Below are 26,292 nucleotides of genomic sequence, written 5' to 3' on the forward strand. Positions count from 1 at the left end.
ATGGAAGGGGACCTCCATCGGATTCTTCTCTCTTTCGCGCTCCAGAACGCGGTGCGGCACGGGAGCGTGCCCCAGGCGGGTGCGGTGATGGGGGCGGTCATGAGCCGCCACCCCGAGCTCCGGCCCCGGGCGAAGGAGCTGTCCGGACTGATCCGGGAGACCCTCTCGGAGGTCCAGGCCCTTTCTCCGGAAGAGAGGATGGACCGGCTCCGGGAGATCGCCCCGGACCTCCTGGAAGACCTCTCGAAAACCCGGGAACACATCAAGGAGCTCCCCGCGCTCGAAGGCGCGGAACAGGGTGTAGTGATGCGGTTCGCCCCCAACCCCAGCGGTCCCCTCCATCTCGGCCACGCCCGCGCGGCGGTGCTGAATGACGAGTACGTGAAGCGCTACGGGGGGAGGTACATCCTCCGGATCGAGGATACCGACCCGAAGAGGGTCGATACGGACGCCTACCGGATGGTGCAGGAGGACATCGAATGGCTCGGGCTCGGGATCACCGATATCGTCTACCAGAGCGACCGGTTCGACCTGTATTACGACCTGGGGAGGCAGCTCATCTCACTCGGCGGGGCCTACGTCTGTACCTGCGAGAACGAGCAGTTCAAGGAACTGAAGCTCAAAAAGACCGCATGCCCCTGCAGGGCGCTCTCCGTGGAGGAAAACCTTGAACTCTTCGATAAGATGCTCGCCGGGGAGTTCTACGAAGGAGCCGCGTCGGTCCGGGTAAAGACCGACCTCGCCCACCCGGATCCCGCGATGCGGGACTTCCCCGCATTCCGCATTCTCAATTCGCCTCCCCACCCCCGGAAGGAGGCCCTCGTATACCCCCTGATGAACTTCTCGGTGACGGTCGACGACCACCTCCTCGGGGTGACCCACGTGATCAGGGGCAAGGACCACATCGCCAATACACGGAGGCAGCGGTTCATCTTCGAGTATTTCGGGTGGACGCCTCCTGTCTACCGGCATTACGGGAGGATGGGGATCGAGGGCGTAGTCCTCTCCACTTCCCAGATGCGGGAAGGGATCCGTGCCGGAGTCTACCAGGGATGGGACGACATCCGGCTGGGGACGCTCCGGGCCCTCGCCCGCAGGGGTATCACGAAGGACGCGGTGCGCCAGGCGATGCTTGATATCGGGAGCGGGGAGACCGACATTTCGTTCTCCTGGGACAACCTCTACGCCAGGAACCGCGAACTGGTCGACCCGGTGGCCCACCGCTACTTCTTCGTGCCCCGGGCGGTCCTCTTTTCCATCAGGGAGGCTCCCCCGCACACCGCCCATGCCCTTCTCCACCCCGGCGACCCCACCCAGGGGCAGAGGACGCTCCATTTCACCGGGGAAGCGCTGCTCCCCGAGGCAGAACTCGCGCCCGGGGTGAAGATGCTCCGTTTGAAGGACCTCTTCAACATCGGGGTCGAATGGACCACCGAAGGACGAGTCCTTACTTACAAGGGCGACTCGCTTGCGGATGCACGGTCGGAGAAGGCCCCAATCATCCAGTGGCTCCCCCCGGAAGAAGCGGTGCCCTGCACCCTGGTGACCCAGGAAGGGGAGCAGAAGGGATACTGCGAACCGGGGGCCGCCATGGAGGAAGGGAAGGTGGTCCAGTTCGAGCGGACCTGTTTTGCGAGGATCGACACGGTTTCCCGGGAAGGTATTATAGCCTATTTCACTCACAAGTAGTGTAAAGGGCATACAATCTCCCCGGGGCACTTCCCGGGTCCGGGTGGCATCGTCATGGTTACCAAGTTCCGTCGCTACTGGCAGATCGCGGACATTCTTTTCAAATACGAGTACGGGATCTTCGTCCAGCGGCTGTTTCCCGGAGTGCACCGGTTCCGGAGGTGCAGGAAGTGCCCGGTGGAGACGGTCTCGAGCGAGTATGCCCGGGCACGCCTGGCGATCGAGGAACTCGGCCCCACCTACATCAAGTTCGGGCAGATCCTCTCCACCCGGCAGGACCTCCTTCCCCCCGGCCTTATCAAAGAGCTGAAGAAACTCCAGGACCACACCAACCCCCTCCCGTTCGAGACGATCCGGCCTGTGATCGAGGCGCAATGTCCCCAGGGGTGCGGGGCGTTCTCCTGGATCGACGAGACGCCTCTCGCTTCTGCTTCAATCGCCCAGGTCCACAGGGCGAGGCTGCAGGACGGCACCGAGGTAGTCCTCAAGGTCCGTCGGCCGGGGATCCAGGACATCATAGAGACCGACCTGGTAATCCTGGAAAATGCCGCCCGGCGGTCGGGATCCGCCTTCCCCGAGTGGAAGGTCTACAACCCCGAAGGCCTCGTCGGGGAATTCGCGGTGCAGATACGAAAAGAACTCGATTTCGTTCTTGACGGGAAGAACGCCGACCGCCTCCGGAAGAACATGCGGGAGGTCGAGGGTGTCAGGGTCCCCTTCGTATACTGGGAATACAGCACCCCCGAGCTCCTGGTAATGGAGTTCATCGACGGTGTCCGGGTGGACGACCTGGAGAAGATCGCGGAGTTCGGGGTATCCCGGTGGAAGATCGCTGAGCACGGGTTTAATGCCTATATGACCCAGATCTTCGAGGACGGGTTCTTCCACGGCGACCCCCACCCCGGAAACCTCCTGGTGACCCGCGATGGCGAACTGGTCTTTTTAGATTTCGGCATCGTTGGCATCATCCGCCCGGAGCGGAGGATCTGGTTCATCGGGGTGATCAACAGCATGGTGGAGAAGAACCCCACCATGCTGGTCAAGTCCCTCGAGTCGCTCGGGGTGATAATCCCGGAGGAATACAGGGAAGATCTCCGTGACGACCTCTACGTGGCCATGCTGGACTCGGAAGGGACCACCATCGGGCAGTACAGTTTCTCGGGGATGGCCAACGGCCTGACTGATATCCTGCGCAAATACCAGATCGTGGTTCCGAGCAACCTTATGCTGATGCTGAAGGTGATCATCATGGTCCTGGACGTGGGCGTGACGCTCGACCCGAAGTTCGATTTCCTCACCCACACCCAGGCCTTCATGGGCCAGCTCTCCCGGAGGTCCTCCATCATGGACTACCTGTTCAAGAGGGGCACCGGATCGGTGGTCGAGGCTATCGACGGGCTCCTCGATACCCCGCGAAGCCTCAACATGATGGTAAAGCAGCTCGCCACCGGGGCGATAAAGCTCGATATCGAGCACGAGTTCCTTCACCTCCAGGACTCGCTGGAGCGCACAAGCGACAAGATCCTTATCGGGCTTATCATCGCCGGGATGCTCGTAGGGTCGTCCTATATCCTCCAGGCCGCGACAAATCTAATCGTCCCGGACATTGTGGTTCTCCTCTCCTCGCTCACCTACATCGCCGCGATCATCATCGGGTTCTACGCGGTGTATCACGTGCTTTTCGCCGTGGGAAGGCAGAGGAAATAAAGGCAAAGAGCACGAATCAGCCGGGGAAAAGCAGGAAATACCGTTGTCAGACTCATCGTCGCCCGGGAGCTTTCGTGAATGGACCTTGCTCTGTCGCATTTAAAGGAAAATCAACAGGAATAATCCCTTGCACTTGTCGGCAGCAATCAGTGGTCCACGGGGAAAGAACATTCTACAGGGGTACCCTTGTTCACTTGTCTCCATTCTGCCGCTTTTCCGCTGACCGGGCAGAAATGAATTTCAGCACCGTCGAGTTTTGTCAGCATGCAGGGTTTTTCGCACTGTTCGCATCTTAATATTCTCATCACGTATATCCACCGCCGTTCCTTTCAGTGATGACAGAGGAAATATATATATTTAATTCATAATATCGTAACTATCGATGAATAATATTGAGAAATATTTAGATCCCGAAGGGTAGGAATGTCCCAAGGGAACGGGGCTTTTGCCTGTCATCGGTTTCGACCCCCGGAGAAATTTGTTCCTTCATCCTCCTTTGTGATTTTCCGGAGATCTGGGGACGTCCTCCTTCCAGATACATCTCCAGTCATTTAATGCTTCTGTTGAAACGGGCCTTATTGGATGCAGTCCCAATGATTCAACTCACATGGGCAAAAAAAGGCCGGGACTGCATGCGTGGAAAATCTGAAAAATCTGACGGGAAGCAGGAATACACAGACGGAGAAAACCCTTCGCTCTCCCCCAGTTATTCCTTCCTGTAATAGAGGTTACAGTGGCAACTGCCTTCCTGCTCGATCTCTTCCTCGTGGAAGACACAGGGGCAGACAATGGCCTTGTCCTTCTCCTTGTCCCCGCTCCGCAGCCGGCAGGGGCAGTAGCGCTCCCCGAACTTCGCCTCGTTCCTTGCCAGGCCCTTGACCACGATATTCAGTCGTTTCTGGTCGGGGTTTAAGGCCAGGTGGTGCTTTTCCGCATAGTTCCTGGCCCATTCCAGTATCTCGATCTCCTTCTCGTCCTCGCTCATGCTCACTTCGCCTCGTTCCGCTCGATATGCCGTATCATGGAGAGGAATATCTTCTCCCCGTCCTTTGAGCCGAGGATCTCTTCGGACGCCCGCTCGGGGTGGGGCATCATGGCCATCACGTTCCTCTTCCCGGAGAGGATCCCGGTGATATTGCCCGCGGACCCGTTCGGGTTGCTCTCCGGGGTGACCTCGCCGTCAGGGGTGCAGAACCGGAACGTGATCCGGTCGTCCCGTTCAAGATCCCTGCAGATCTGCTCGGGTGCCACGTACCTCCCCTCCTTGTGGGCGATGGGGATCCCGACGACCTCTCCCTTCCGGTAGAGCGAGGTGAACGGCGAGTCCGTGGTCTCCACCCTCAGGTGCACCGGCCTGCAGATGAACTTGGGATAGGCGTTGATGGTGAACATCCCCGGGATGAGCCCGCTCTCGTCGAGGATCTGGGCGCCGTTGCAGATCCCGAGGACGAGTTTCCCTTTCTCCGCGTGCCGGACGATATCCGCCATCACCGGGGTCCGGGCGGCGATCGCCCCCGCCCGGAGGTAGTCCCCGTAGGAGAACCCGCCGGGGATGATCACCGCGTCGTAGGAGGGGTCGAGCCTCGATTTGAACCATACCAGGTCGGTGTCCACCCCGCAGATCTCGGAGAGCACGTACTCGGCGTCACGGTCGCAGTTGCTCCCCCCGAACTGGATGACGGCGAATTTCATCCGCTGACCTCGATGGTGTACTGGTGTATCACCGGGTTTGCGAGCAGCCGTTCGCACATCTTGGCTGCCATCGCTTCGGCCTCTTGTACATCCTTCGCCTCGAACCCGATGAAGAAGAGTTTCGCCGAGGTCAGGGTGTCGGTCTTGTATCCAAGGTTGGCAAGGGCGTGCTGAATCGCCCGGGCTTCGGGGTCGAGCATCCCTTCCTTGAGGGCTATGGTAATTTTTGCCTGGTAGTGCATCGAATGTTCCTCCTTTCCGTGAACGTGATCGGCATGTTCATCCTGCCACGCGTGGGTCCGGGCCGCAGAGGTCCGTCCTGCACACGATCACATTCACCTTCATAGCATATACGTCGGACGATCGCCCGGGAGGTTACGAGAGGATCCTCTCGCTCACCCGGCGATAGACCTCCATCACGTCCCCCTTGCCGAAACGGAATACGTCCTTGTCCAGGGACTCTCCGGTCTTCTTGTCCCAGAGCCGCATGGAGTCCATGCTGATCTCGTCCCCCAGGTAGACCCCGTCTTTTCCTCTCCCGAACTCGATCTTGAAGTCCACCAGGGTGATCCCCAGCGAGTCGAAGAGTGCGGCGAGGACCGAGTTTACCCGCAACGCCTCACGCTTTATGGTCGCGAGCTCCTCCGGGGTCGAGAGTCCCAGGGCGAAGATAAGGTCGTCGTTCAGCATGGGGTCGTGGCGGGCGTCGTCCTTGAGGTCGATCACGATAACGGGAGGGTCGAGGGGGGTACCCTCCTTTATGGGATAGTTCCGTGCCATTGACCCTGCGGCGACGTTCCGCACGATGACCTCGAGGGGGATCATCTCCAGCCTCCGGACGAGCATGGTCGACCGGTCCATCATGCCGATAAGGTGGGTCTTCACATGGTGGCGCTCGAGATAGCGGAACAGGTACTCCGAAACCCGGGCGTTGAACGCCCCCTTCTCGGAGAGCACCTCTTTCTTTCCCCCGTCGAACGCGGTGATGTCGTCCCTGAATTTTACCAGCAGTACGTCGTCCTCGTCGGTCAGGTACACCGATTTGGCTTTTCCGGAGTAGAGCAGCTCTCCCTGTTTCACGCGGTCCTCTCCTTTCCCATTATCTGTTGGGCAAGTTTCCTTATAAGGGGTTCCAGCACCGGCGGGTACCATCCCTTCTCGATGTAGCGGGGGTAGATGCAAAGCCGTTCTTTCAGGACTGCATCGCCGACAATGGTCTGTAGTTGGTCGAGCTCCGGCCACGGGTGTCCGGGGTTGACGTAATCGATGGTCAGGGGGGAGACTCCGCCGAGGTCGTCCACCCCGCAGTCGATCAGCCGGGACGCGTCCGCGAGGTTCGGGGGGATCTGGACCGCCACTTCGTCAGGGAGAATATCCCGGGCCAGCCGGATCGTTTCGCAGATCTCATCCGGCCCCACCCCCCGGACCCCCGCCATGGGGGTGCCAGCCTTCGGGCAGAAGTTCTGGATGATGACCTCCTGGATATGCCCGTAACGCCGGGAAAGGTCCCGGATCACCTCGAGCGACTCCACGCGGTCGGCCCTGGTCTCCCCGATCCCGAGCAGGAGCCCGGTGGTGAACGGGATCCGGAGCATCCCCGCCTCTTCCATCATCCGGACCCGTACTTCCGGGTCCTTTCCTGCCGAGTTTATATGTGCCGGGACCCGTGCGGTGGTCTCGAGCATCAGGCCCATGCTCGCGTTGACCTGCCGCAGCCGGTCCATCTCCTGGTAGGTGAGGATGCCGGCGTTGGTATGAGGGAGGAGACCGGCGGCAATGCTCCTGTTGCAGAGGTGCTCGCAATACTCGAGGATATCGGAAAAACCGGTGGTCTCGCGGAGCCTCGCGGTGAACCCCGTCTCGAGCCCCGGCCGCTCCCCGAAGGTGAAGAGCGCCTCGGTACAGCCGAGCGTCGCCCCCCGGGCCAGGGTGTGCTCAACCTCCGCAGGACGAAGGATGCATTCCCCGTCGACCGGGGTGCGGAAGCAGCAGTACCCGCACCGGTTGTGGCACACGGTGGTCAGGGGGAGAAAGACGTTCTTCGAGAAGGTGATTTCCCGGGACGGCATGGTTACCATATCATGCACCTGATCCCTAATAATTGCCCCGAATGCGGATTTCTGAGTTCCCGAATGCGCATTACGATGCTTTTTTGAACCATCGTCTCCAACCCCGCTAAGTATATGGGAATCCCCGCGGTCATCCCCTTCAAGCCGGTCAACCCCAAGACCCGGCTCTCCTGCGTGCTCGACCAGCCCGAGCGGGAGAAGTTCGCCGAGACCATGCTCGCCGACGTGGTGAACGCGGTGGAAGACGCAGGGTGCGACCCGCTTATCCTCTCGACGCACCCCTACAACTTCGACCGGGTGCCGGTGCGCGAAGACCCCACCGGGCTCAACGAGGCGCTCAACGCGATCCTTTCGGAGGAAAGGGGCCCCCTCATGATCATCATGGCCGACCTCCCTCTTGCAACGGGAGAGGCGGTGGAACGGTTGATCTCCACCCGGGAGGATATCGCCCTGGTCCCCGGAAGGGGCGGAGGGACGAACGCCATCTACCTCTCCCGGGCGGACCTCTACCGGGTGGACTATTACGGGGCGAGTTTTCTGAAGCATCGCAGGATCGCGCTCGAGCGGGGTCTTTCACTCAGGGTGGTGGACTCGTTCCGCCTCCATACCGACGTCGACGAGAAAGAGGACCTTGTGGAGCTGCTCATCCACGGGGCGGGGCTTTCCCGGGGGTTCCTCGAAGGACTGGGCTTCTCTCTCTCCATAGAGAAGGGAAGGGTGGGTGTGGTCCGGGAAAGAAAGGAATAGCCTGGATTACAGTATTTTTCATTGTTCCATTACGGGGGTGTGTCCTATTTCGGCGGAGTCCCGGATCTTTTTGGAATCCCAATCCACTCATAATTTTTCGAAAGCAATATTATCCCGGCCTCCATTAGTCCTTTTGAGCAGTGAAACTCATGAGCAAGAAACATCACGGCGAACAACATTCCAGTGAAAAGAACGAGGAGAAGTCGCCCTCGGTCAACAAGGTGGTGGCGATCATCATCATCTTCTGTTTCATCGGGATTATGCCGATTCTGACCCTCTGGAGTGTACCCCCGGTACATCCCATTACGCCGACCGCGCCCCCTCCGGCAAGTGTGGTGAATGCCGCCGGTGCTGCGGGGATGAAGGTCTGCAGCACAGGCCCTGTCACCTATAAGAATGCGGGTATCGAGACCGCCTCTCTCTACCAGCTCTCGACCGACTGCGGGAAGGTGACCCAGAGTAACTCTGTCGCGGTCCTGGTGGTGGAATTTTCCAGCGTTAATGCCATGAACAGTGTAATAAGCATCGCCTTAAGCCAGTTATCGAGCTACGAGGCAGTGAATTACATCGCCTACACCGACGGCACCCAGGTCATCATTGTCAAAGGGTCTCCCGGGAATTCGTACGTGCAGCAGGTCGGTACATCGTTAGAGGAACAGGGCGCGGTTGAGTTCGCGTCCGGTTCCTGACACTTTCCGGGAGACCAGATCTCCTCTTTTTCCTTCCGGGCCCGGACGTGCCGTTGGGCGCGATGCAGTGGTGCCTGGGACGTGTTTGTATCCGGCGACGTCCCGCTCCCGGTTCAGTCCCTGATATTTTCCTGCTCCCGGGCTCGCCACCACGCGAGGAGGACCTCACCAAACAACGCCATCGCGATGACGAGAATGCCTCCGGCAAGGAACACGGTGAGGAGCGTGGAATCGTGTGCGAGGATGTCCGGTGGTGCGGCGGGCGGCGGGGCGGACACCGGTTCGAGCCTCCCTCCGCCGAGGAGGGGTTCGGGAGCGGGAGAGAGTAATCTCGCCACTACCGCGACTGCGAGGGTCCCGAGGACGAAGATGCCGAAGATCGAGGAGTACCGGAGGAGCATTGTTTTGAGATCGACCTTTTTAGGGGCGACCACGAGGATCTGCTTCTTCAGGGCGTAGAATTTCACGGGCCGCCCCTTGACGCTGTACCGTTCCTCCGCGACCTCGATGACCCCCGCATCGAGGAGGTTTGCGATATGGTAGGTCAGGCCGGAGATGGGGACCTCGAGCATCTCGGAGATGGTGGAGAGCGGCGCCGGGCCTTCTTCGAGCACCTGGAGGATCTGCCCTGCGGTCCTGCTCGCGATGGCCTTCGCGATCTTCTGCGCCCGCTCGTCGCCGGGTTCGAGGATGATCACCGGTTCCTTGTTCCGTGAGTCCACCGGTTCTTCCCTGGTCTCTCCCCCGGCCCCGGTCTCTCCCGTCATGGATCCCTTACTCTCCGTTCATCCCGGATGGGTACTCCGGAAGAGCTCCCATTCGTCCACTTCGGTCCCGTTCGGGAACTTACAATACCCGCATTGACTTCCCTGTGCGTCAGTGTGGATCACCGACTCGTACCCGAGCGAATGACAGTAGAGTGTCGCGGGGTTTCCCATGGGGGCCTGGTCGGTACCGGCGGAAATCTGCTGCTGCTGGGTGCACCCTACAAAGAGGAGGCAGAACAGCAGGAGTATGCCGGACACGATGATCATGAACCGCTTCATCCGAAATTTCTCCTATTCTTCGCTATATCAGGTATCATCATCCCGACTCTAACATTTTGTGATCCACAGGGAGATCCCGGATAAAAGAAGGGGTGTGCCGGGTGTTCCCGCCCGGACATCCGTACCGGGCGGGTGAACGGCAGGTGGCGAATGTCACCTTATTGTGCGAGCAGGCTCGCGATAAGCGACTGCCGGAAGGACTGCCCGTCGCCCAGGAGGGAGGCGACGGTCGTCCCGGAGTGCACCCTGGAGAGCGCGTCGTCCGCGCCGGATGCATGGAAAAAGTCCCGTCCGTCCCCGTTCCTGTAGGTGAACAGGTCGTGCTTGTACACGAAGTCGTCAGATCGGATGAGGCTCGTGAATCCTGTGGAAGGATCCGGCATACCGATTACGGGATCGGTCCCCGCGTCCTGTGCTGCGAGGTATTCGCGGTAGGCTTCCCAGGCATCGCGTTCGGTCCCGTCGGGGAGTATGATGACGCCGTACTGGCCGCCCTGTTCATCGGTCCGGGTCTCGTACTGGTACCCCATCTCGTCGGCCCACACCGCGGACGGATTCGGCATCCCGATCATGGGGCCGTCCTGCTGGTTCGGGTCATCCTGTGCTGCGAGGTATTCGCGGTAGGCCTCCCAGGCATCGCGCTCGGTCCCGTCGGGGAGTATGATGACGCCGTACTGGCCGCCCTGTTCGTCGGTCCGGGTCGCATATCCGTATCCCATCTCCGCAGCCCATACGGCCGAGGGATCCGGCATCCCTATGATCATTCCCTGGTCGGACGACCCTGTCCCCGCGTCCGCGAATACCGGGACCGTCATACATGCCGCGGTCAAAAATAGTGCGGCTATTATCCACTGTATCTTCATATGGTGTTCCTCCGTCGAGGCGACCCCGGCCGTGCGTCCCACCCGGGCCTTGGAGTCGGGCGGGCCTCATGCCGGTGCCACCTTAACAGCTTCAATCAATGATATTCGAAGAAATAAACCATTCTGTGGGTTCAAAATTTTTTATACCCATGGGCAGCGCACTTCCCGGAGTGACATAAATTCGAAAGTGGGTGCTGTTTTTGGTCCTTCTTGTCCGGCGGTGGTTCCGGACACGGCATGAATTGACTACTATTTCCAAACGTGTAGTACGTGTTCCTTTGGTGAGCGGTATTGCGGATGCCGTCTGAATAACCTGTGGAGGGTGTAGTGCGTGTTCCTTTGGTGAGCAGTATTGCGGATGCCGTCTGAATAACCTGTGCGAGCGCGTATGCGTTCTCCTCCATGTCCGATAGTCCGGAAACCGAAGAACCGTAACTTTGATTCCATGATATTTCCCGGGACAGGGATGTCTTGCCCCAGGACTAATCGCGTAAGGGGCGATTCCCCCCGTTCCACCCGCCAGATCTATCCGGCGGTAATGCCAAGGAATTCGGCGTACCGTTGTGCGGCAGCGGAAAACGCCTCCGCTTCGCCCCGGCGAAACGGCGTGAACGGAGTAGGGACGATGCGTACGCTGCCGTTCTTCACGGTCTTTTTCCAGGTACCTGCTATATGGCCGTCGATCACAATGGTAGGAGTGATTATCCCGTTCTTAAGGACCAGGGACCTCCATTTTCCATGGCCGGCCATGGCGCTCCGGTCCTTGTACCCGACGAGGAACTCGTCATAGGCGGGGAGAAGGTGCATCGCGGGAGGTTCTTCTTCCGCCGAGGCCGTGTTCCCGGGGCCTATGAAGCTCAGGTTATCAAGCTCTGTCCGGATGAGCCCGGGAGCGGCCGCTTCGAGTCCTGCCCGTGCGTCTGAGGCCGGAAGTCCCGACCACCAGGTGAAATCTTTCAGGGTTGCGGGACCGTGGCTGGTGAAGTACCGCCTGGCGAGCTCACGGAGGGCATCGCTCCGGTCCTTAAGTTCCCTTCCCGGCGGATACGGCCCGGGCGAGGCGAACACGGGTGCGTTTCCGCACATCCCACGCTGGACGATGAGCCCCTCGAGTGACGCCCGCTGGAGCATATAGACGTACCTCTGCCCCCCGGTCAAGATACCGCGATCCTCGAGAATTGCACGGAGCGAGGGGCGGTCCAGCGCGTTTCCGTCCTGAAGGGCCTCCCGGATCACCCTGCTGCTCCGGGCAAGAGTATGGTCGTCGAGCCCCAGCTCACGGTATCTCCGGGCGTTCTTCCGTATCACGACCGGTCCAACCAGCCCGAGCAGCCACCGGAGGTCGCAGGCAGCCACAAGGTGCAGGGTCCCCCGAAGCGCCCAGGTCCGCACGATCTCCTTCCCGGCGAACGCCTGCTCGATGGCCGCGTCCGTGCTGCCCGGAAGGCGGAGCCCGACGGCCCACTTTGATCCCGCATAGTCCTGGGCCTGTACCGCTCCCATATGCATAACAACCTCCGAAGGGCTGGTGCACGCGGAGGCGGCGATCTGCTGGTTTATGACGCGTTCCAGGGCTATCTCCTTTTGATTCACTCTCTTTGGCCCTCTCTCATTCTTTTACCATCTCCGCCAGTGCGGTTACGGTCTTCCAGTTCCTGGTCGTTGCGACGAGCGCGAGTCTCTTCTCGAAGAAGGCGTTCGAAAATTTCGTCCTGCCGTACCCCTGGGGACAACAGAGGTAGATTTCAGTTCCCCTGACAATGAAACGGTCCGTCTCATCCCGCACCCTGTACATCTCACCGACTGGACCGGCCGCGGGCAGACCCGAAAGAAACGTGACGTGCAGAGCCCCGGGGTTGCATGATTTTTCCCTTAAAAAGGGATTATCCAGGGCTATCCGGGAGAGTTCCTCCCCTGTCCGGAGAAGAACCTTTACCGGGAAGCCTGTCGCCCCGGCGAGGGAGTCCTCAATGGTCGTCGCCAGGGTATCCGACTCCCGGTCCGGGGCATCGAACAGCACGTTCCCGCTCCTGAGATAGGTCCTGATATTCTCCAGTCCCAGGGACCGGTACAGCATCCCAAGGTCCTCCATCTTCACCGTCGTGTTCGGGCCGACGTTGATCCCCCGGAGGAGAGAGACGAATGTGGTCATCGTTTCAGACCCGTTTTTGTGTACAGGATGATTTATCCTTTCTTCCTCCTCGCCGGGAAAACACTGTTTTCCAAGGCGTTCCTCCGTCACTCCACTGATCGGTATGACGGAGTGGGGAGTGACTGACAACGGTGCTGGTCCGGAAGACCTTAAGCATGATGCTTTGTTGTTCACATGCAGAAAAAATTCGTCCCGGCTGATCGCAATCCCGGCATTGAAAGGGAAAGAGGTTCCGTGGACTGTTCTCTTTCCACCGCTCCTTTTTTCTTCTAAAACCCCGATATCCCCTCGGGAAATGTATGCCGGGAACCATTCTTGTCGCGTATGTATCGCCCAAGGGATCGACTGCCGGGATCGCGGAGGCCATCGGGGACGAGCTCCGGCTCGCTGGGTACCGTGTCGACGTCACGGAACTGAAAGAAGTGTCATCTCTCGAGAGTTACCAGGCGGTGATTATCGGGGGGCCCTTCTATATGGGAAAAATCGTGGGGGATGTGAAGAAATTCGTCGGCCGTTTCCGGGACGCACTGGGAACGCTGCCGGTCGCTGCGTTTGCCGTGGGGGTGGCCCCTGTCAACGCAACCCCTGCCGACATCGAAAAGGCGCGGGAGATCTTCCATTCGACGCTCGACCCCGTGAAGCCGGTCGCAGAGGCCCTCTTTGCCGGGAAAATCGACCGTGAGAAGCTGTCATTTGTCCAGAAATGGATGGTGGAAAAGGTGAAAGCCCCGATCGGCGATTTCCGAGACTGGGACGCTATCGCGGCGTGGGCGAGGGAGCTCCCGGGGAAGTTCGGGATGTAGGTGTCCGGGCTTTCACTCACGGTCCGGTCTGATCGACGAAGGACAACTATTTACCCCGGTGGCTGGAACAGGGCATGCGATGAGATGAGAGAGGATTGGAAATGTCAAAGCGAAACGATAACCGGGAATTGTTCTATACGCGGACATTCAACGCGCCGCGTGAACGGGTATGGGATGCATGGACCCGGCCGGAACTATTCGGGCGCTGGTGGGGGCCTAAAATATTCAGCGTACCTCTCGTGAAGACGGACCTCCGTGAAGGAGGCAGCTACCTCTGGTGCATGCGTTCTCCCGAGGGGAGGGATTTCTGCAATACGGGGGAGTTCCGTGAGATCGTTCCCCCTGAGCGGATTGTGTTCTCCCAGAAATTCGCCGATACAGGAGGCCGGGTGCTCCCTGCAGCGGAATTCGGCCTCCCCGGAGACTGGCCTCCCGAGATCCTCGTCACCGTGAGGTTCGGGACGAAGGGGAAAAAAACCATAATGACCGTAACGGAATCCGGTATCCCCGAAGAGATGAGAGGTCCTGCATCGGCAGGCATGAACGAGTCCCTGGACAAGCTTGCGGGCGTTGTCGAGGAAGATCTTGTCTCTACCGCCGGGGAATCCGACTCCGTGGACGAGTTTGTCGCCAGGAAGGTGCTGCCCGAATTCCAGCCGGTAGTTGCGATGCTCCGGGAGTTGATGCGGGAAGAGGCTCCCGGGGCGAAAGAGGTGATCGCCTATGGCATCCCCGCATACAAAGGGAAGAAGTTGATCGCCGTAATAAACCCGACAAAGAACTACGTCACCTTCGGCTTCGGCCGCGGGGCCGAGTTCGAGGATAGGTATGAGCTCCTCCAGGGAGAAGGGCATGTTTCGAAGCACGTGAAGATCAAGAAGACCCGGGACATTGACAGGAACGTGCTGAGGTATTACATACAGCAGGCGGTCCGTCTCGACGAGGAATCCGCGAAGAACTAAACCCTCCCCCGGATCCTGAACGGAGACAACCCGGAGTTTTGGAAAAAAACCGGCTTTCTTTTTCTTCACAAGTTCACCAGGGCTCTTCACCACTCGTGTTGGCTTCGGCCCCTGCAAAGACCGGGCACTCGGTGATGCACCTGCTGCACCGGATCGTCGCCGTCCTCGCGATCCACGGAGCGAGGGGTGCCATCGCCGAGAGCAGCATACGCCGTCCCAACATCCATTTCACCGCGGGAACGTGCAATGGCGGGATGACGGCACTGATCGTCCGGCAGCGGAAGGTGTCCACGCCATCCGGACCAATGGCCCTCTCCGGGCAGATCTTTGCGCATTTCCCGCACATCGTGCATTTCACGGAACCTGTTGTATCTGTCGGGCTTCCGCCGCCGGGCGCCATGGCCGGCCCGTTACCCACGGGAGCTCCGGCTGTTCCACCGGCCACATCTCCGGGTATGGCCCCGATATCGGGGAATTCCGCAACAGGCTTGCCGGTCACCACGCCGGAGAGCAGGAGGCGCGGGCCGAACCGCGGGGACACCAGCACGGTATTCATCCCGATGCTTCCGAGCCCGCCGGCAGCGGCGACGTGTTTCAACCGGACAAGACCGTGCACTCTCCCGTGCGAAATCCCTACGGGGAGGTAGAGAGGGACCGCCTTAGCCGGGATATTTTCTTCATTCAGGCGTTCTGCAAGAAGTTTTGCAGTCGCATCCAGCGACTCTGCGATGGCGAGCATCCCCCTGGTCTTCTCTTTTGCCGTCCTTCTGTATACGTCAACCGGGACTTCCTTCCCGAATACGATGACGGACCGGGCTCCCGGGAAGAAATTTTTCACCAGATTCTGGTCCTCCACTGGGAGGTCTTCGGCCCCCACCGCCGAGAAAACGTCGATTCCTCGTTCTTCGAAAAATTCCGGAAGATCCACACTTTCACTCCTTGATAGAAATTAGGCGCTGATTTCTTGAGCGTGTCGGTGGATAGTTGTGCCAGCCCACCTTTCCGGAGTCCAGGGTTTCTATCGTGGTCTAGAGAGGAATTGGCTGATCCAAAAGCGGTTTTGATAACCAGGAAAAAACCGGGGACCTGCCGGGGGTATATATTGCAGGAATGGTATTGCCGAACGATCCCTTCTGACCAGTTATGAAGCAGCATACCCGCTGGAGAGCAGGGAATCTCCGCCCTGTCCAGGGCGATAGACCTGAAAGTCTATCAGGCTCAGGTAGTAAGGAATCATTCGCACGGTTTCGCGATCTTTTTCTTTTTCTGCCTCGGAAAGACTTTCGTAGGCTATCATCGAAGGATGAGTTTTAGCCCGTTCGTCCTTAATAGATCCAAACGAGAATCCCTGTGTATCCATTTCTTTTACCCACCGGATATGTTCCTGCTCTGCGAGGTATTCGACCTCACCAGGGGTAAACGAAAAACAGGCCGCCGACCAGTCGGTCATCGGGCAGATATCACAGCCGATCGCATGTAATTTTTCAACGATGCTCGCTGCCTGGGACCGGTTCGATTCTTTCAGCCTCCGGGAGAGGCGTTCCCATGGGACGAGAGCCGGGTCGTCGAGAAGAGGGTCATCCGACAGCCTTGCGGTCACGTAGTGTTCGTGGATCGCCCTCGCGAGTGTTTCCCTTATCCCTCCGAGCACCATGCCACATTCAGAGGATACTGTAAGGCTGTTGAACGGGATGATCCCTGTCTCTCCCATCACTTTCTTTCCGAGCAGGCTGGCAAGGGACGGATTGTTGTCCATTCTCACAAATATCCTGGTATCAGCTCCCTTCAGATGGTGCGAGAGAGTTAGGGCGGCTGAAAGTCCGGCAGTGTCGTCCTTGAGACATACGAATGCGATCGTAGGGGAGGAAGGTAGCCTCTCTAGGTCTATAAACCCGGCTTTCTGAAATTCTGCCGACTGGATGTCTATTGATACCGCCGTAATGCTCGCTGCATCCTCCAGGCGGGGATACGTTGCGACAAGCCGCTCCTTGAGCGACGATGCTTCCAGATCGATGAGGATCATGCGAAGTTTTTCGTTCGACTGCCTCTTGTCGAACCATTCCCGCGCAGCACGTGCAGTGATGTTCTCGCCAAGCTTCCCAAGACCGACCACGACCAAAAGAGGGGGATTACTTGTCCATTCCCCGGTATGAGGGGAAAAAAATCTTCCGAGCAGAATCCGGGCGCTCAACGCGGGAGGGTTGTAGAAATCGATTCTCATCGGTTTATTCTGGCGGGGTAAAAGCGCATGTTCCCGGATAATCCTCCAGAGCCCCGGGTTGTGAATCTGGAGGATGCAGTTGAGCGGTTCCGACCTTGTCTTTTTCACAAGTTTCCCTGCGGAAAGAGCGATTTCGGCATTTATACCATCCGAATCGGTCAGGGCAAGAAGCGTCCTTGCCCGGGTTATTCTCGCCAGTGCGAGCGTGGATGGGTCCTTTGGGTCTCCCGATAGCACTATAGTGCCGTAGTTTCGGAGACTCTGAGCTTCCGGGGAGCGGTTGTCAGACCCTATGACAATGGTCTTGATCTTTTTCGCTTTCAGCTGGCGCACGAGCGGAGTGGTAATCTCATGAAGTCCGCAGATAATGACGTGATCCCTGCAAAACAGGAGAGGGATCTGGCGTATTTTATCCCAAAAATAGATCACGACGACGCCTGCGGACCCGGATCCGGCAAATGCTGCAGTAAGAATTTTGAGGTAATCCGCCTGGTTCGGCGCGATCACCTCTTCATAAATCGGGATTATCCCGCTCCTGAGTAAGGTGAAAAATGCCTGCAGCACCCCTATCAGACTGTTATCCATGCTCTCCCCCTATAACCGTTGCCGCACCCAGAATTCTGTCGGTTTCACAAATAATTGGCGTGAAACTGGTTATAAAATCCGGGCCGGATAGTATGGACGTCATCGCGGATCGTCATTGCGCTCCGGGGACTCAGCGGAAGGAAGGAGCACCCGGATGGTATCGGCGAGATGCACGAGATGTCTTTCGAGCGGGGGGGTCATCGCGTCCAGCCAGTGCGGGATTCCAATAAGGTACTCCATGTCTTTCGAGGGGGGGATGTTCTCGATCCGGAAGGGAATAATAATCACTCCCCTGGAGACTGCATGGGTGAGTTCACGGACGACATGAGGTGATGAATTCGAATGAGAGGAGTACACCAGCACCATTACCCGGCTCCCGTCGATAGCCTCAACAATCGAACGGGGATAATTTGATCCGGGGAGGACGTCCCTCGGAGCGATCCAACACCTGATACCTCGCGATTCGAGGGACGCGCAGGTAGCGTCTGCCACTGCCTTGTCGTTCGAGGAGTAGCTGATAAACACATCATGGTGGTCTCCACCGATCCGATCCCCCGGTTCATGGGCATATTCCGGTCCGCTCGCGGGGGGCGGATAGATCGCCCTGCCACCATCACTTCCCCGGACGGCACTTCTCTTCATCCGGATGAAGAGAAACAGTCCCGCTGCAACGATGGCAACGGCCGCCAGGAGCAGGACCTGAGCGAGCGGATCGGGCATTGAGGGGGTTCCTGCCGTTGAACCGCTCGTGTTTCCACCGATATAACTGCGCAATGCCGATTCGGCTTTGGCCCTGGCCTGGATCAGGTCGGCATTCCCGGGGGATACGATCAGCCCCCTGTTGTAACCCTCGATTGCTTCCTGATATCTTCCCATGTGAAACAGAGTGTCTCCCTTGTATTGCCAGGCGATGGCACTCCGTTCGTCGATATCGGTGGCACGTTCGAATGCGTCAAGGGCTGACGGATAATTCCCAATAGAATAATAATCAAGGCCCATACAGAGCCAGGCATCGAAATTGTCCGGGGCGAGTTCGATGACGTTCGTGTAGGCCACTATCGACTCGTTCGTCCTCCCGAGCGCGGACAGGGTGAGACCTTTCTGAAGCCATGCGAGCTGGTCGCCGGAATTGATCTCAAGGGCGTGATTAATCTCAGTGAGAGCTGCCTCGTCCTTCCCCTGCCGCGAATAGACATATGCCAGGCCTTTAAGCGCGGGGGTCATGTCCGGTTCGACTGCGAGCACGTGCAGGTACGCATCTGCTGCGTCATCCAGTCGTTCGGTCTGGACGCACACGTATGCGAGCGAATACCAGGCGTCGGTGTACCCCGGGTCAATGGAAACGGCATTACGGTACGCGTCGACGGCCGCAGAATAGTCTCCTTTCTGCCGGAATTCCTCTCCCTGGTTGTACCATGTTTTTGCATCCGTGGCCCCTGCGGGCATGGCGGACAGGCATGCAAGCATCAGTGCCGACAGGATCACCAGGAACAGGAGGCGCATAGAAATGGATCATGTAACAATATCGAGGGGGTGTATAAAAACGCTGTGAATCGAAAGAGCCCCCGGGGGAAGGAGCGGAGGAATTGCATCCGAAGGTCGGGATAACAGTTTTTACCGTGCGGGCAGTGGTTTTCCTAGGGTATCAGAGACCGGTTGTACGCGTCGCGGGCTGCTTCTTCATTCTCGATCAACAAATAGAGTACACCTATCTTCTCCCATACATCAGCATCACCGGGTTGTATCCGGGCTGTCTCATTGAAGGCGGTGATTGCGCCACGATAGTCCCCGAGGTCGCGGAGGACGACACCGAGGTTGTACCATGTATCCGGATTCCCGGAATCGAGCAGGAGGCTTTTATCGTAATATGCCTTTGCCTCTTCATAGTCTCCCTTTCGCAGGGAATAATCGCCAACTTTTTTCCAGTACATCGCAGAGCCCTCGCGGAGAACTTCGGCGTATACTTTTGCGGTGACAAAATCTTCAGAATAACTCGAGGGGTATCCCCCATAGCTTGAATATTCGAATGAAAACCTCGGGTCGATGACAAAATAATATTTCGAGGTCTTAGGGATGGAAATAAACGCTTCGGTGTCGAGGGAGAGATCTTCCTGGAAAATCCCTCCGTTGTTCGCCGAGATCTCCCCGTATGAATATCCCCAGTGTTCGGCGTCGGTGGTCCTGTTCCGAATATTCATCGCAACCGGTTCTACTTTTGAAAATGCCTCCATTGCTTCTGCATCGAGAACGAGGACGTTCACCGGCCTGGTAGTGCTCACCGAGATGTGAAGCGAATCTCCCGGGGCCAGTGTGGAATACCCATACTCGTCGAGCGGATAGATCTTGGTTGTGCCAACGTATCCTGTTGGGATGCCCACGATCTCGTTTATCGTATCCGGACCTTCACTCCTCGCTGCCACTCCCGGAAAGTCGTGCTCTTCGAGCTCCAGTGTCGTTCTGAAATAATCATGGGAGATCGAAGCTCCGGAGAGATCCCATGTGACGTCTCCATGGAACCGCGGATCCAGTATGATGAGGTATTTTCCCTTCCTCGGGACAGTGAAAAGGACGATATCCTCTATGATATTGTCTTCCTGGGCGATGAGGGGCACTCCGTAAGAAAAACCGTAAGAATAGGAGACGGTGCGATCAGGTGCTTTTGAAGGCCTCGTTCCATATTCGGGGAGAAAGAGGGGGAACCTGTCGGCATAGAGGGAGTCTATAACGAGAAGATTGACAGGGCGGCCGGAAACGATATGGAGGGTATACTCGACATCCGGCGAGAAGTACTGGTAACCGTATTCTTCCGGGTCTATGATCACGGGGTCCCCCCCTGCAAGTACAGGGAATGTCCGCGAGAATATCATACGGGAATAGGCCGGGACATTTTCAGAGGCGGGAGTTTCACTGGGAAGGGCTGCCACGGCTGAACTGTTGAGCTCGGATTCCTGCGTGGGAGTGGGAAGAGGGGTGACGGACTGAGTTTTCTCAGGAGGCATTGTGCAGCCACAGAGTACTACCATGCCTAGCAGTGCGATTACCAGAAGGGATGGGACAGTTAAATACCCCCCACACGACATCAGATGATTCATCTGGCGATGACATGATAAGAATAGCGGATTGGAGCTGCTTGTCAAGCAAATCGTATTTCACGACAGTCAGCTCCGGAGATGACCCGTCCGGAATTATTGCATGTTGAACTGTGCATTATGACAAAACGTTTATGCATAATGACAAGTACAAATTGCATCAGGGATGAGAGGGGAGACCCTGGCATCCTCCTCCTACAGTGTGAAGACCGGAGATGACGCGGGATATGAATACCATAACAGGGATTGCCGCCGGATCGGCAGGAAGAAAACCAGAGGTTCTATGAAAAAAACGGCCCTGTTTTTCGCCGGGATCGTCTCGGCTACGATTCTCGTGGTCATGGGACTCGGGATCCTCCTGACCGGCTCCTTCTACTTTACGCCCTCGATCACAATAGATCCCTTCAGCGACAGGGATATCGATGGAAACGGCATGCTGGTGCTTACCGGCACGACAAACCTCGGACTGAACACTCACCTCCTGGTGAACCTCTCGGCAGGACCGGGACAGGTTGCAGGTCCGGACCGGGGATACATAACTGAGATTGTCCAGGTCCTGCACGGAACGGGGGGGCGAAACACGTGGAAAGCCGCCCTCAACGTATCCTCGCTTGCACCGGGTGACTATACGATCAGGGTGTCCAGCGTCACCTTTTCGGGTAACAACTGGACGGCTGCCCCCGGAACCGTAGTGGTCGCCAGGCAGTTCAGGCTCGGGGGCGAAACGGCCGGAGAGAATCGCACGCTTCCCGCAGCGTTCATCGTCGCGAATTTTATCGGGGACAAGGTTCCGGGAGCGCGTATTACCGTCAACGGGACTACGAGTCTTCCAACGGGGACCACCCTACTCTGGGATGTGTATCCGGGTCAATGTCCGGTAAACGGGACAGGATCCCCAGTCAGCGTACCGGCACCTCTCCTGACGGGCAGCTCCACGGTTGCGACCGGGACCTCCGGGGTCAACAGATGGGCGCTCCTGTTCAATTCGTCGGGGATGGCGCCGGGCTGTTACCTGATACGGTTCTCGGGGGAAACCCCTGAAGGGATGTTTTCAGAAGGTGCGGCAGAGTTTGTTCTTTCGAATACGGCGAGTCCCGAACCCCAGGGCCCGGGTACGTTCATCACCATCGATACGCTCCCCGGCCTGAAGGTGAACAGCAGGGTCGTCATTACCGGGACGACCAGCCTCCCGGAACATGATGAACTTTTGATCGAGATCTCACCTGTCACCCGGGGAGGGTACGACTTCCTCGTGAACCCGCGAGACATGTCCCAGGGTGCAATATTTGCCGGGGTGGCCGGGACGGCGGTAATAGTCGCCGGGACGGACGGGGTGAACCTCTGGGCGATGGACTTCGATACCTATCACCTTCCCCCGGGAGACTACGCGGTGAACGTCCACAACACGAACGTGAACCTGACAACGTTCCGGGCCGAACCCGGGGATGTATCCGCCATCGGGACGTTCACCGTTCGGGAGGGTTCGCCATGACCCGGAGGGTGAACACGGCCTGTTCAATTTCCACGGAATCCCGTATCGAAATACTATCCGGATGGACCGTCGCTCCAGGATTTTTCACAGTGCGGGGTGAGAGTCCGTGAACCGCACGACGTACCTGGTCTGCGCACTCCTCACTTCGGCCCTCGTTGCGGCAATGGTCGGGTGGTCGGTTGCCGCGGGTGCATTACTTGTCCCGGTCATCGCGGTCCCGCTCGGCATCGTGGTCATCCTTGCCTGCCGCCAGCAGGTGAAGGGGGTAATTTCTGACGAACGATCGAATCGAATCCGGTATCAGGCTTCATTCCGCACCATCGAGATCCTCCTGATACTGGGGGTGATCGGTACGGTAGTCTTCTCGTCGTACGCCTATTCCGCTCCGCTGGCACCCACGATAAACGGGAAGGTGACGATCAACGAGGACGGCACACGGTCGATGACGATCACGATCTCACGGGGCGGGGACCCCGGGATGCCGGGAGACGTGATCAGGTCGATCACTATCAGGAACATGGACGCCATGAACGAGACCGAAGCGTCGGCATACGCTGCCTTCTGGCAGGAGGGCCTCCGGCAGTACAACGAGAGTGCGATCACCGCCAGGACCATCCTGTACTGCCTGATCGTGCTTATCGTGACATTCGGGGCGTTCTACCTGTATTACGCCAGGAAATACTAGAGAATCGCGAAATTACCATGAAAAACAGGATACGGGTCCTTCGGGCAGAAAGAGAGATAACGCAGGAGGAGCTCGCGGAGTTGGTCGGAGTGACGAGAAACACCATCACATCCCTGGAGAAGGGGAAGTATTACCCGTCCCTGAAACTTGCATTCCGGATTGCGGATGCGTTCGGGGTCGGGATCGAGAACGTATTCACGTATGAACGAGACAAGGACGGTCCCGGTTCGGGTGATGACCCATGAACCGGGGGTTGCTGCAGGCTTCTGAACACGGGTGGCGCCCGGATGGGTTCCATGCCTGCCATCGCGTTTCAGGGAAAGGTGCAGGCATACGTCACAGAATGGACTTCGTTCCTGCCGGCCCTTCGTATCTCCGGAACACCGGACACGGGACGAAAGTCATGCAGAAGGAACGTGGTTCGCGGTCCGTCGGGTCGGGCAACGGCCCTTCCCCCCGGGCCGGGGGTCGGATCTTCCGTACCTCGTGCAGGTCGTTACGGGGTGATCCGGCATGATCGGAAGAAAGGAGAGTCTTATCCTGGTTTCCGGCGTCGCTATCGGCATCGTGATCGCGATAGGGCTCCTCGCGTTCGTCCAGGTGCTCTCGCCCGGGACGGGCACGCTGCCTCTTCCCGACCTGACCGGGAACGGGGACACCCTGCCGCTCACCCAGGGGATCGGACAGTTGCCCTCGGCAGAAGACGTGAGGAATTTCATCCTTTCCCACACGGAGACCGAGACCCAGTCCGGGCAGGAAATGGTGCCCATGACGGTGCAGGAGACATCCCCGGTCCCATTGGGAGAAGGAGTGCGGACGTGGCGGTACGAACTGGATACTGCGACCTTTAAACCCGATGAGTACATCGTGACCGTCTCCGGAATCCAGGTCTCGACGAGCGCTTCGGCATTGTTCAACCTTCTCGCGGGGCCTTCCGGGGGTGTCGTAACCCAGCAGGTCATTCACGTGCCGGTCAGCCAGAGGGGCGGCAGCGACAAGCTCTTCATTTCAATCGACCCGATCGGGGACCATTACGTCGGAGAGAAGTTTGCCATTACCGGGACCACGAATCTTCCCGCAGGCGAAGACGAGATCCTCGTCGAGGTGGTTTCTTCATCCTTCGCACCCACCCAGAAGACACAGTCAGGGGAGTTCTCGGGCTCGACAGGGACCATACACGCTTCAACCGGGGGGGCAGGGGCCTTTTACACACCGGGGGGCTATTGGCAAACGCCCGTTCCGACCCCCGCGATGACCCTCGTTCCCACTACCTCTGCGGACCGTGAGTACTCCACCACGAACGTCCAGGTGAAGGAGGTGGACGAGGCCGACATCGTCAAGACCGACGGAACGTATATTTACGTCGTCTCGGGCAACGAACTTAACATCGTCCGTGCCTACCCGGCAGAGTCCGCCGGTATCATCTCGACGACGGGGTTCTCCGGGACCCCGGTATCCCTCTACCTCTACGGGGACAAGGTCGCCCTGATCTGCAGGGACTACCGCCCGCCGGAGTACTGGCGATGCGAACCCGGCCGGTGTACGTGGCCCGCAGGGAACGGCGAGAAGACCGTTATTTACATCTTCTCCGTCAAAGACCGGGCCATGCCCACGCTCGAACGGGAAGTGGAGATCGACGGCGGGTACACCGATTCCCGGATGATAGGGCAGTGGCTCTACTTCCTCACGTCGACCCCGGTGAACCCGCACTCCGACGACATCACCTTCCCGGCGGTCCGGGACGGGGTGGCAGGGACATTCACCCCGGTCGCCTATTCCCTCGAAGGGACCGACAAGGCCTTCGCATTCACCACCATCGGGTCGGTCGGTCTCGATACCGATGCCCCGGTGAGGGCGAAGACATTCCTGGTCGGGACGGCCGGGACGGTCTACGTCTCCCCGACAACCCTCTACTTCGGCGTCCACTCGATGGGTGAACCCTCGCCGCTCCGCCACGTCGACGCACAGGGACGTGAAGTCGGAGGAACGACCGATCAGACCGCGATCTACTCGTTCTCCCTCCAGGATGGAGCGATCCGGTTCAATGCGGCCGGAAAGGTGGACGGGACCCTGCTCAACCAGTACGCGATGGACGAGTACAAGGGCAACCTCCGCCTGGGGACGACCGTCACCGAGTACGGGTATACCGGGAGGTCCACGCTCTCCAGCACGGTCAGCGTGCTCGACACCCGGCTCAACACCATAGGAATGGTCGCCGGTATTGCGCCGGGCGAACGGATCTACGCCACGCGGTTCATGGGAGACCGGCTCTACCTGGTCACCTTCATGCAGACCGACCCGTTCTTCGTGGTCGATCTCTCCGACCCGGCGCACCCGGCGCTCGCGGGAGAACTCAAGCTTCCCGGCTTCTCGAATTATCTCCATCCCTACGATGCCACGCATATCATCGGGGTGGGGAAGACCGCGAACTTCGGGGCGGTGAAGCTCTCGCTCTTCGACGTCTCGGACATCTCGAGACCGGGCCTCGTGGACAGCGTGGAGCTCGGCGAGGCGGGGAGCAGTTCCGAGGTGCTGAACGACCCGAAGGCGTTCCTCTTCGACAAGGAGAAGGATATCCTGGTCCTGCCCGTGGAGCTGGCCGGACTCTACCGGACCCAGCCGGCGGGAGGGAACTACTATGGTACCCGGGATGTCTGGGGCGGGGCATATGTCTTCTCGGTCGACCCGGACCGGGGCTTCTCGCTGAAAGGGACGGTGAAACACTACGACGAACACTCAGGGGACCAGGTGCAGGTGAAGAGGGCGCTCTATATCGAGGATACCCTCTACACGATCTCGCCGAGAGTGATCTACATGAGCGACCTCGCCAACGGGGTGAGCTACCTTAACAATGTGAGGCTGGGGTGAACGAGCAATACTATTTTTTTTGATTCCCCCGATTCCTGCAGTTTATGCTCACAATTTTACTCTTATTCCCTTTTTGTAACCATTGTGCCGGGGTCAATGCATTATACCCTTAAGAACTTCATGCGGTTGAAAAAATAATCGGCGTTTTTCCCGAAAAAAAGGCAAATAAAAGTTTATACCTGATAATCCACCCCGGCCAGGATCACCGAAGTATTCGAGCCTGTGTCCACTGGGGCGAATCCGGATATGAATGTGCCATATTCATCGGTATATGGCCCGATCCCGATCGGTCCTGTAACGGGCGTTTTCAGCACCTCAGGGGGATTAAGATATTCCTGCATGAACAAGGGAGCCCCCGGTTCGCCCTGGTAATTGGTGACGATAAACACGACTGTACCGTTCTTCTGCTCGAGCACATAGGCATAGAAGACCTGCGGATTGTCCGCCTTGAAAGTCTGGAGTTGAACGAGCACGGCCGCGAATGCCGTGGAGTTTTCGCCTTCTTTTAGTGCGGCGGAGAGATTCTGCTTATCGATGGTGGTTGCCAGCGTTTCGGCCATGGCCATCATTTCGGTTTTCAGCGTCTCGTTATCTGCCGGGGGAGTGGTGACAGGAACAGTCACCTGGGGGGTGGCAGTCGCGGTTGGTGTCACGGTGGTTGTGGGGGCACCCGATGGCTGGGTGCATCCTGCTACAAGGAGAACGAGCACTAAAAGCAGTGCTCCGAATGCCATTGTACGAGTACGTTTCATAGGTTGATCTTCAAGTAAGACAATATAAAAATAATTCTCGATAGGAGGACAATCCAAGGAGATAGATTCCACCGTAAAGTGGAGCAATGACACTGCCACGGTCACTCTGATTCCCCCCCCCGTGCAACCACAAAGAACTTGGACTCATTGCGTCAACCTTTCCTTCATCAATAGTTCGGGT

25 protein-coding genes are annotated in these 26,292 nt (G+C 58.3%); 10 read left to right on the forward strand and 15 right to left on the reverse strand.

Annotation, left to right across the window (positions count from 1 at the left end):
* On the forward strand, positions 1-1,689 hold the full coding sequence (locus J2741_RS09955; protein ID WP_209675108.1) for a glutamate--tRNA ligase: 1,689 nt from the start codon (positions 1-3) through the stop codon (positions 1,687-1,689).
* A 54-nt stretch (positions 1,690-1,743) separates the two neighbouring features.
* Positions 1,744-3,396 carry an ABC1 kinase family protein gene (locus J2741_RS09960; protein WP_209675109.1) on the forward strand — a complete coding sequence of 551 codons (1,653 nt, stop codon included), beginning with the start codon at positions 1,744-1,746 and terminating at the stop codon, positions 3,394-3,396.
* 706 nt (positions 3,397-4,102) lie between these two features.
* On the opposite strand, the gene J2741_RS09965 is transcribed toward J2741_RS09960, so the two are convergent.
* The 5 genes from J2741_RS09965 to cofG form a co-directional block, all read right to left on the reverse strand.
* The gene (locus J2741_RS09965; protein ID WP_209675110.1) at positions 4,103-4,381 is read right to left on the reverse strand and encodes a ferredoxin-thioredoxin reductase catalytic domain-containing protein; all 279 of its coding nucleotides are present in this window, start codon (positions 4,379-4,381) and stop codon (positions 4,103-4,105) included.
* A 2-nt stretch (positions 4,382-4,383) separates the two neighbouring features.
* Positions 4,384-5,088 carry a phosphoribosylformylglycinamidine synthase I gene (purQ, locus tag J2741_RS09970; protein WP_209675111.1) on the reverse strand — a complete coding sequence of 235 codons (705 nt, stop codon included), beginning with the start codon at positions 5,086-5,088 and terminating at the stop codon, positions 4,384-4,386.
* A complete protein-coding gene (gene purS / locus J2741_RS09975) occupies positions 5,085-5,330 on the reverse strand; it encodes a phosphoribosylformylglycinamidine synthase subunit PurS (RefSeq protein ID WP_209675112.1) in 246 nt (81 codons plus the stop codon). The genes purQ and purS overlap by 4 nt, the downstream gene beginning before the upstream one ends.
* Positions 5,331-5,463: 133 nt before the next feature.
* Positions 5,464-6,168 (reverse strand): phosphoribosylaminoimidazolesuccinocarboxamide synthase, encoded by a 705-nt coding sequence (gene purC, locus J2741_RS09980; protein WP_209675113.1) that lies wholly within the window; start codon positions 6,166-6,168, stop codon positions 5,464-5,466.
* The gene (gene cofG / locus J2741_RS09985) at positions 6,165-7,157 is read right to left on the reverse strand and encodes a 7,8-didemethyl-8-hydroxy-5-deazariboflavin synthase subunit CofG (RefSeq protein ID WP_209675647.1); all 993 of its coding nucleotides are present in this window, start codon (positions 7,155-7,157) and stop codon (positions 6,165-6,167) included. The genes purC and cofG overlap by 4 nt, the downstream gene beginning before the upstream one ends.
* Before the next feature lie 114 nt (positions 7,158-7,271).
* Between cofG and cofC the strand changes: the two genes are divergently transcribed.
* Together cofC and J2741_RS09995 are read left to right on the forward strand one after the other, a co-directional pair.
* On the forward strand, positions 7,272-7,904 hold the full coding sequence (gene cofC / locus J2741_RS09990; protein WP_209675114.1) for a 2-phospho-L-lactate guanylyltransferase: 633 nt from the start codon (positions 7,272-7,274) through the stop codon (positions 7,902-7,904).
* A 140-nt stretch (positions 7,905-8,044) separates the two neighbouring features.
* Positions 8,045-8,593, forward strand: a complete 549-nt coding sequence (locus tag J2741_RS09995) for a hypothetical protein (protein WP_209675115.1) — start codon at positions 8,045-8,047, stop codon at positions 8,591-8,593.
* A 113-nt stretch (positions 8,594-8,706) separates the two neighbouring features.
* Here the strand turns inward: J2741_RS09995 and J2741_RS10000 are convergent, their stop codons facing one another.
* The 5 genes from J2741_RS10000 to J2741_RS10020 form a co-directional block, all read right to left on the reverse strand.
* Positions 8,707-9,360 carry an ArsR/SmtB family transcription factor gene (locus J2741_RS10000; protein WP_209675116.1) on the reverse strand — a complete coding sequence of 218 codons (654 nt, stop codon included), beginning with the start codon at positions 9,358-9,360 and terminating at the stop codon, positions 8,707-8,709.
* Between the two features lie 18 nt (positions 9,361-9,378).
* On the reverse strand, positions 9,379-9,639 hold the full coding sequence (locus tag J2741_RS10005) for a putative hemolysin (RefSeq protein WP_209675117.1): 261 nt from the start codon (positions 9,637-9,639) through the stop codon (positions 9,379-9,381).
* Positions 9,640-9,797: 158 nt separating this feature from the next.
* Complete coding sequence (locus J2741_RS10010) at positions 9,798-10,454, reverse strand: putative hemolysin (RefSeq protein ID WP_209675118.1); 657 nt, start codon at positions 10,452-10,454, stop codon at positions 9,798-9,800.
* A gap of 573 nt (positions 10,455-11,027) precedes the next feature.
* Positions 11,028-12,095, reverse strand: coding sequence for a winged helix DNA-binding domain-containing protein (locus J2741_RS10015; RefSeq protein ID WP_209675119.1), 1,068 nt, complete (start codon positions 12,093-12,095; stop codon positions 11,028-11,030).
* Positions 12,096-12,111: 16 nt separating this feature from the next.
* Positions 12,112-12,654: a DUF1697 domain-containing protein gene (locus tag J2741_RS10020; RefSeq protein ID WP_209675120.1), complete on the reverse strand. Its 543-nt coding sequence runs from the start codon at positions 12,652-12,654 to the stop codon at positions 12,112-12,114.
* 299 nt (positions 12,655-12,953) lie between these two features.
* Between J2741_RS10020 and J2741_RS10025 the strand changes: the two genes are divergently transcribed.
* Positions 12,954-13,457: a flavodoxin domain-containing protein gene (locus tag J2741_RS10025; protein WP_209675121.1), complete on the forward strand. Its 504-nt coding sequence runs from the start codon at positions 12,954-12,956 to the stop codon at positions 13,455-13,457.
* Between the two features lie 101 nt (positions 13,458-13,558).
* Complete coding sequence (locus J2741_RS10030) at positions 13,559-14,419, forward strand: SRPBCC domain-containing protein (protein ID WP_209675122.1); 861 nt, start codon at positions 13,559-13,561, stop codon at positions 14,417-14,419.
* A 73-nt stretch (positions 14,420-14,492) separates the two neighbouring features.
* Here J2741_RS10030 and J2741_RS10035 read toward each other — a convergent pair whose 3' ends face one another.
* The 4 genes from J2741_RS10035 to J2741_RS10050 form a co-directional block, all read right to left on the reverse strand.
* Positions 14,493-15,347, reverse strand: coding sequence for a hypothetical protein (locus J2741_RS10035; RefSeq protein ID WP_209675123.1), 855 nt, complete (start codon positions 15,345-15,347; stop codon positions 14,493-14,495).
* A gap of 213 nt (positions 15,348-15,560) precedes the next feature.
* Positions 15,561-17,225 (reverse strand): RyR domain-containing protein, encoded by a 1,665-nt coding sequence (locus J2741_RS10040; RefSeq protein WP_209675124.1) that lies wholly within the window; start codon positions 17,223-17,225, stop codon positions 15,561-15,563.
* 99 nt (positions 17,226-17,324) lie between these two features.
* Positions 17,325-18,728: a tetratricopeptide repeat protein gene (locus J2741_RS10045; protein WP_209675125.1), complete on the reverse strand. Its 1,404-nt coding sequence runs from the start codon at positions 18,726-18,728 to the stop codon at positions 17,325-17,327.
* Between the two features lie 134 nt (positions 18,729-18,862).
* Positions 18,863-20,224, reverse strand: coding sequence for a tetratricopeptide repeat protein (locus tag J2741_RS10050; RefSeq protein ID WP_209675126.1), 1,362 nt, complete (start codon positions 20,222-20,224; stop codon positions 18,863-18,865).
* Positions 20,225-20,597: 373 nt separating this feature from the next.
* Here J2741_RS10050 and J2741_RS10055 point away from each other — a divergent pair, with 373 nt between their 5' ends.
* From J2741_RS10055 to J2741_RS10070, 4 genes are all read left to right on the forward strand, one after another.
* Positions 20,598-21,806: a hypothetical protein gene (locus J2741_RS10055; RefSeq protein WP_209675127.1), complete on the forward strand. Its 1,209-nt coding sequence runs from the start codon at positions 20,598-20,600 to the stop codon at positions 21,804-21,806.
* 106 nt (positions 21,807-21,912) lie between these two features.
* Entirely contained in the window at positions 21,913-22,491 is a 579-nt protein-coding gene (locus J2741_RS10060) for a DUF2178 domain-containing protein (RefSeq protein WP_209675128.1), read from the forward strand.
* Positions 22,492-22,508: 17 nt separating this feature from the next.
* A complete protein-coding gene (locus J2741_RS10065) occupies positions 22,509-22,736 on the forward strand; it encodes a helix-turn-helix transcriptional regulator (RefSeq protein ID WP_209675129.1) in 228 nt (75 codons plus the stop codon).
* 268 nt (positions 22,737-23,004) lie between these two features.
* A complete protein-coding gene (locus J2741_RS10070; RefSeq protein ID WP_209675130.1) occupies positions 23,005-25,359 on the forward strand; it encodes a beta-propeller domain-containing protein in 2,355 nt (784 codons plus the stop codon).
* A 173-nt stretch (positions 25,360-25,532) separates the two neighbouring features.
* Here J2741_RS10070 and J2741_RS10075 read toward each other — a convergent pair whose 3' ends face one another.
* Entirely contained in the window at positions 25,533-26,111 is a 579-nt protein-coding gene (locus J2741_RS10075; protein WP_209675131.1) for a hypothetical protein, read from the reverse strand.
* Positions 26,112-26,292 lie beyond the last annotated feature (181 nt).

Origin of the sequence: Methanolinea mesophila (assembly GCF_017873855.1) — an archaeon.
Lineage (GTDB): Archaea > Halobacteriota > Methanomicrobia > Methanomicrobiales > Methanospirillaceae > Methanolinea_B > Methanolinea_B mesophila.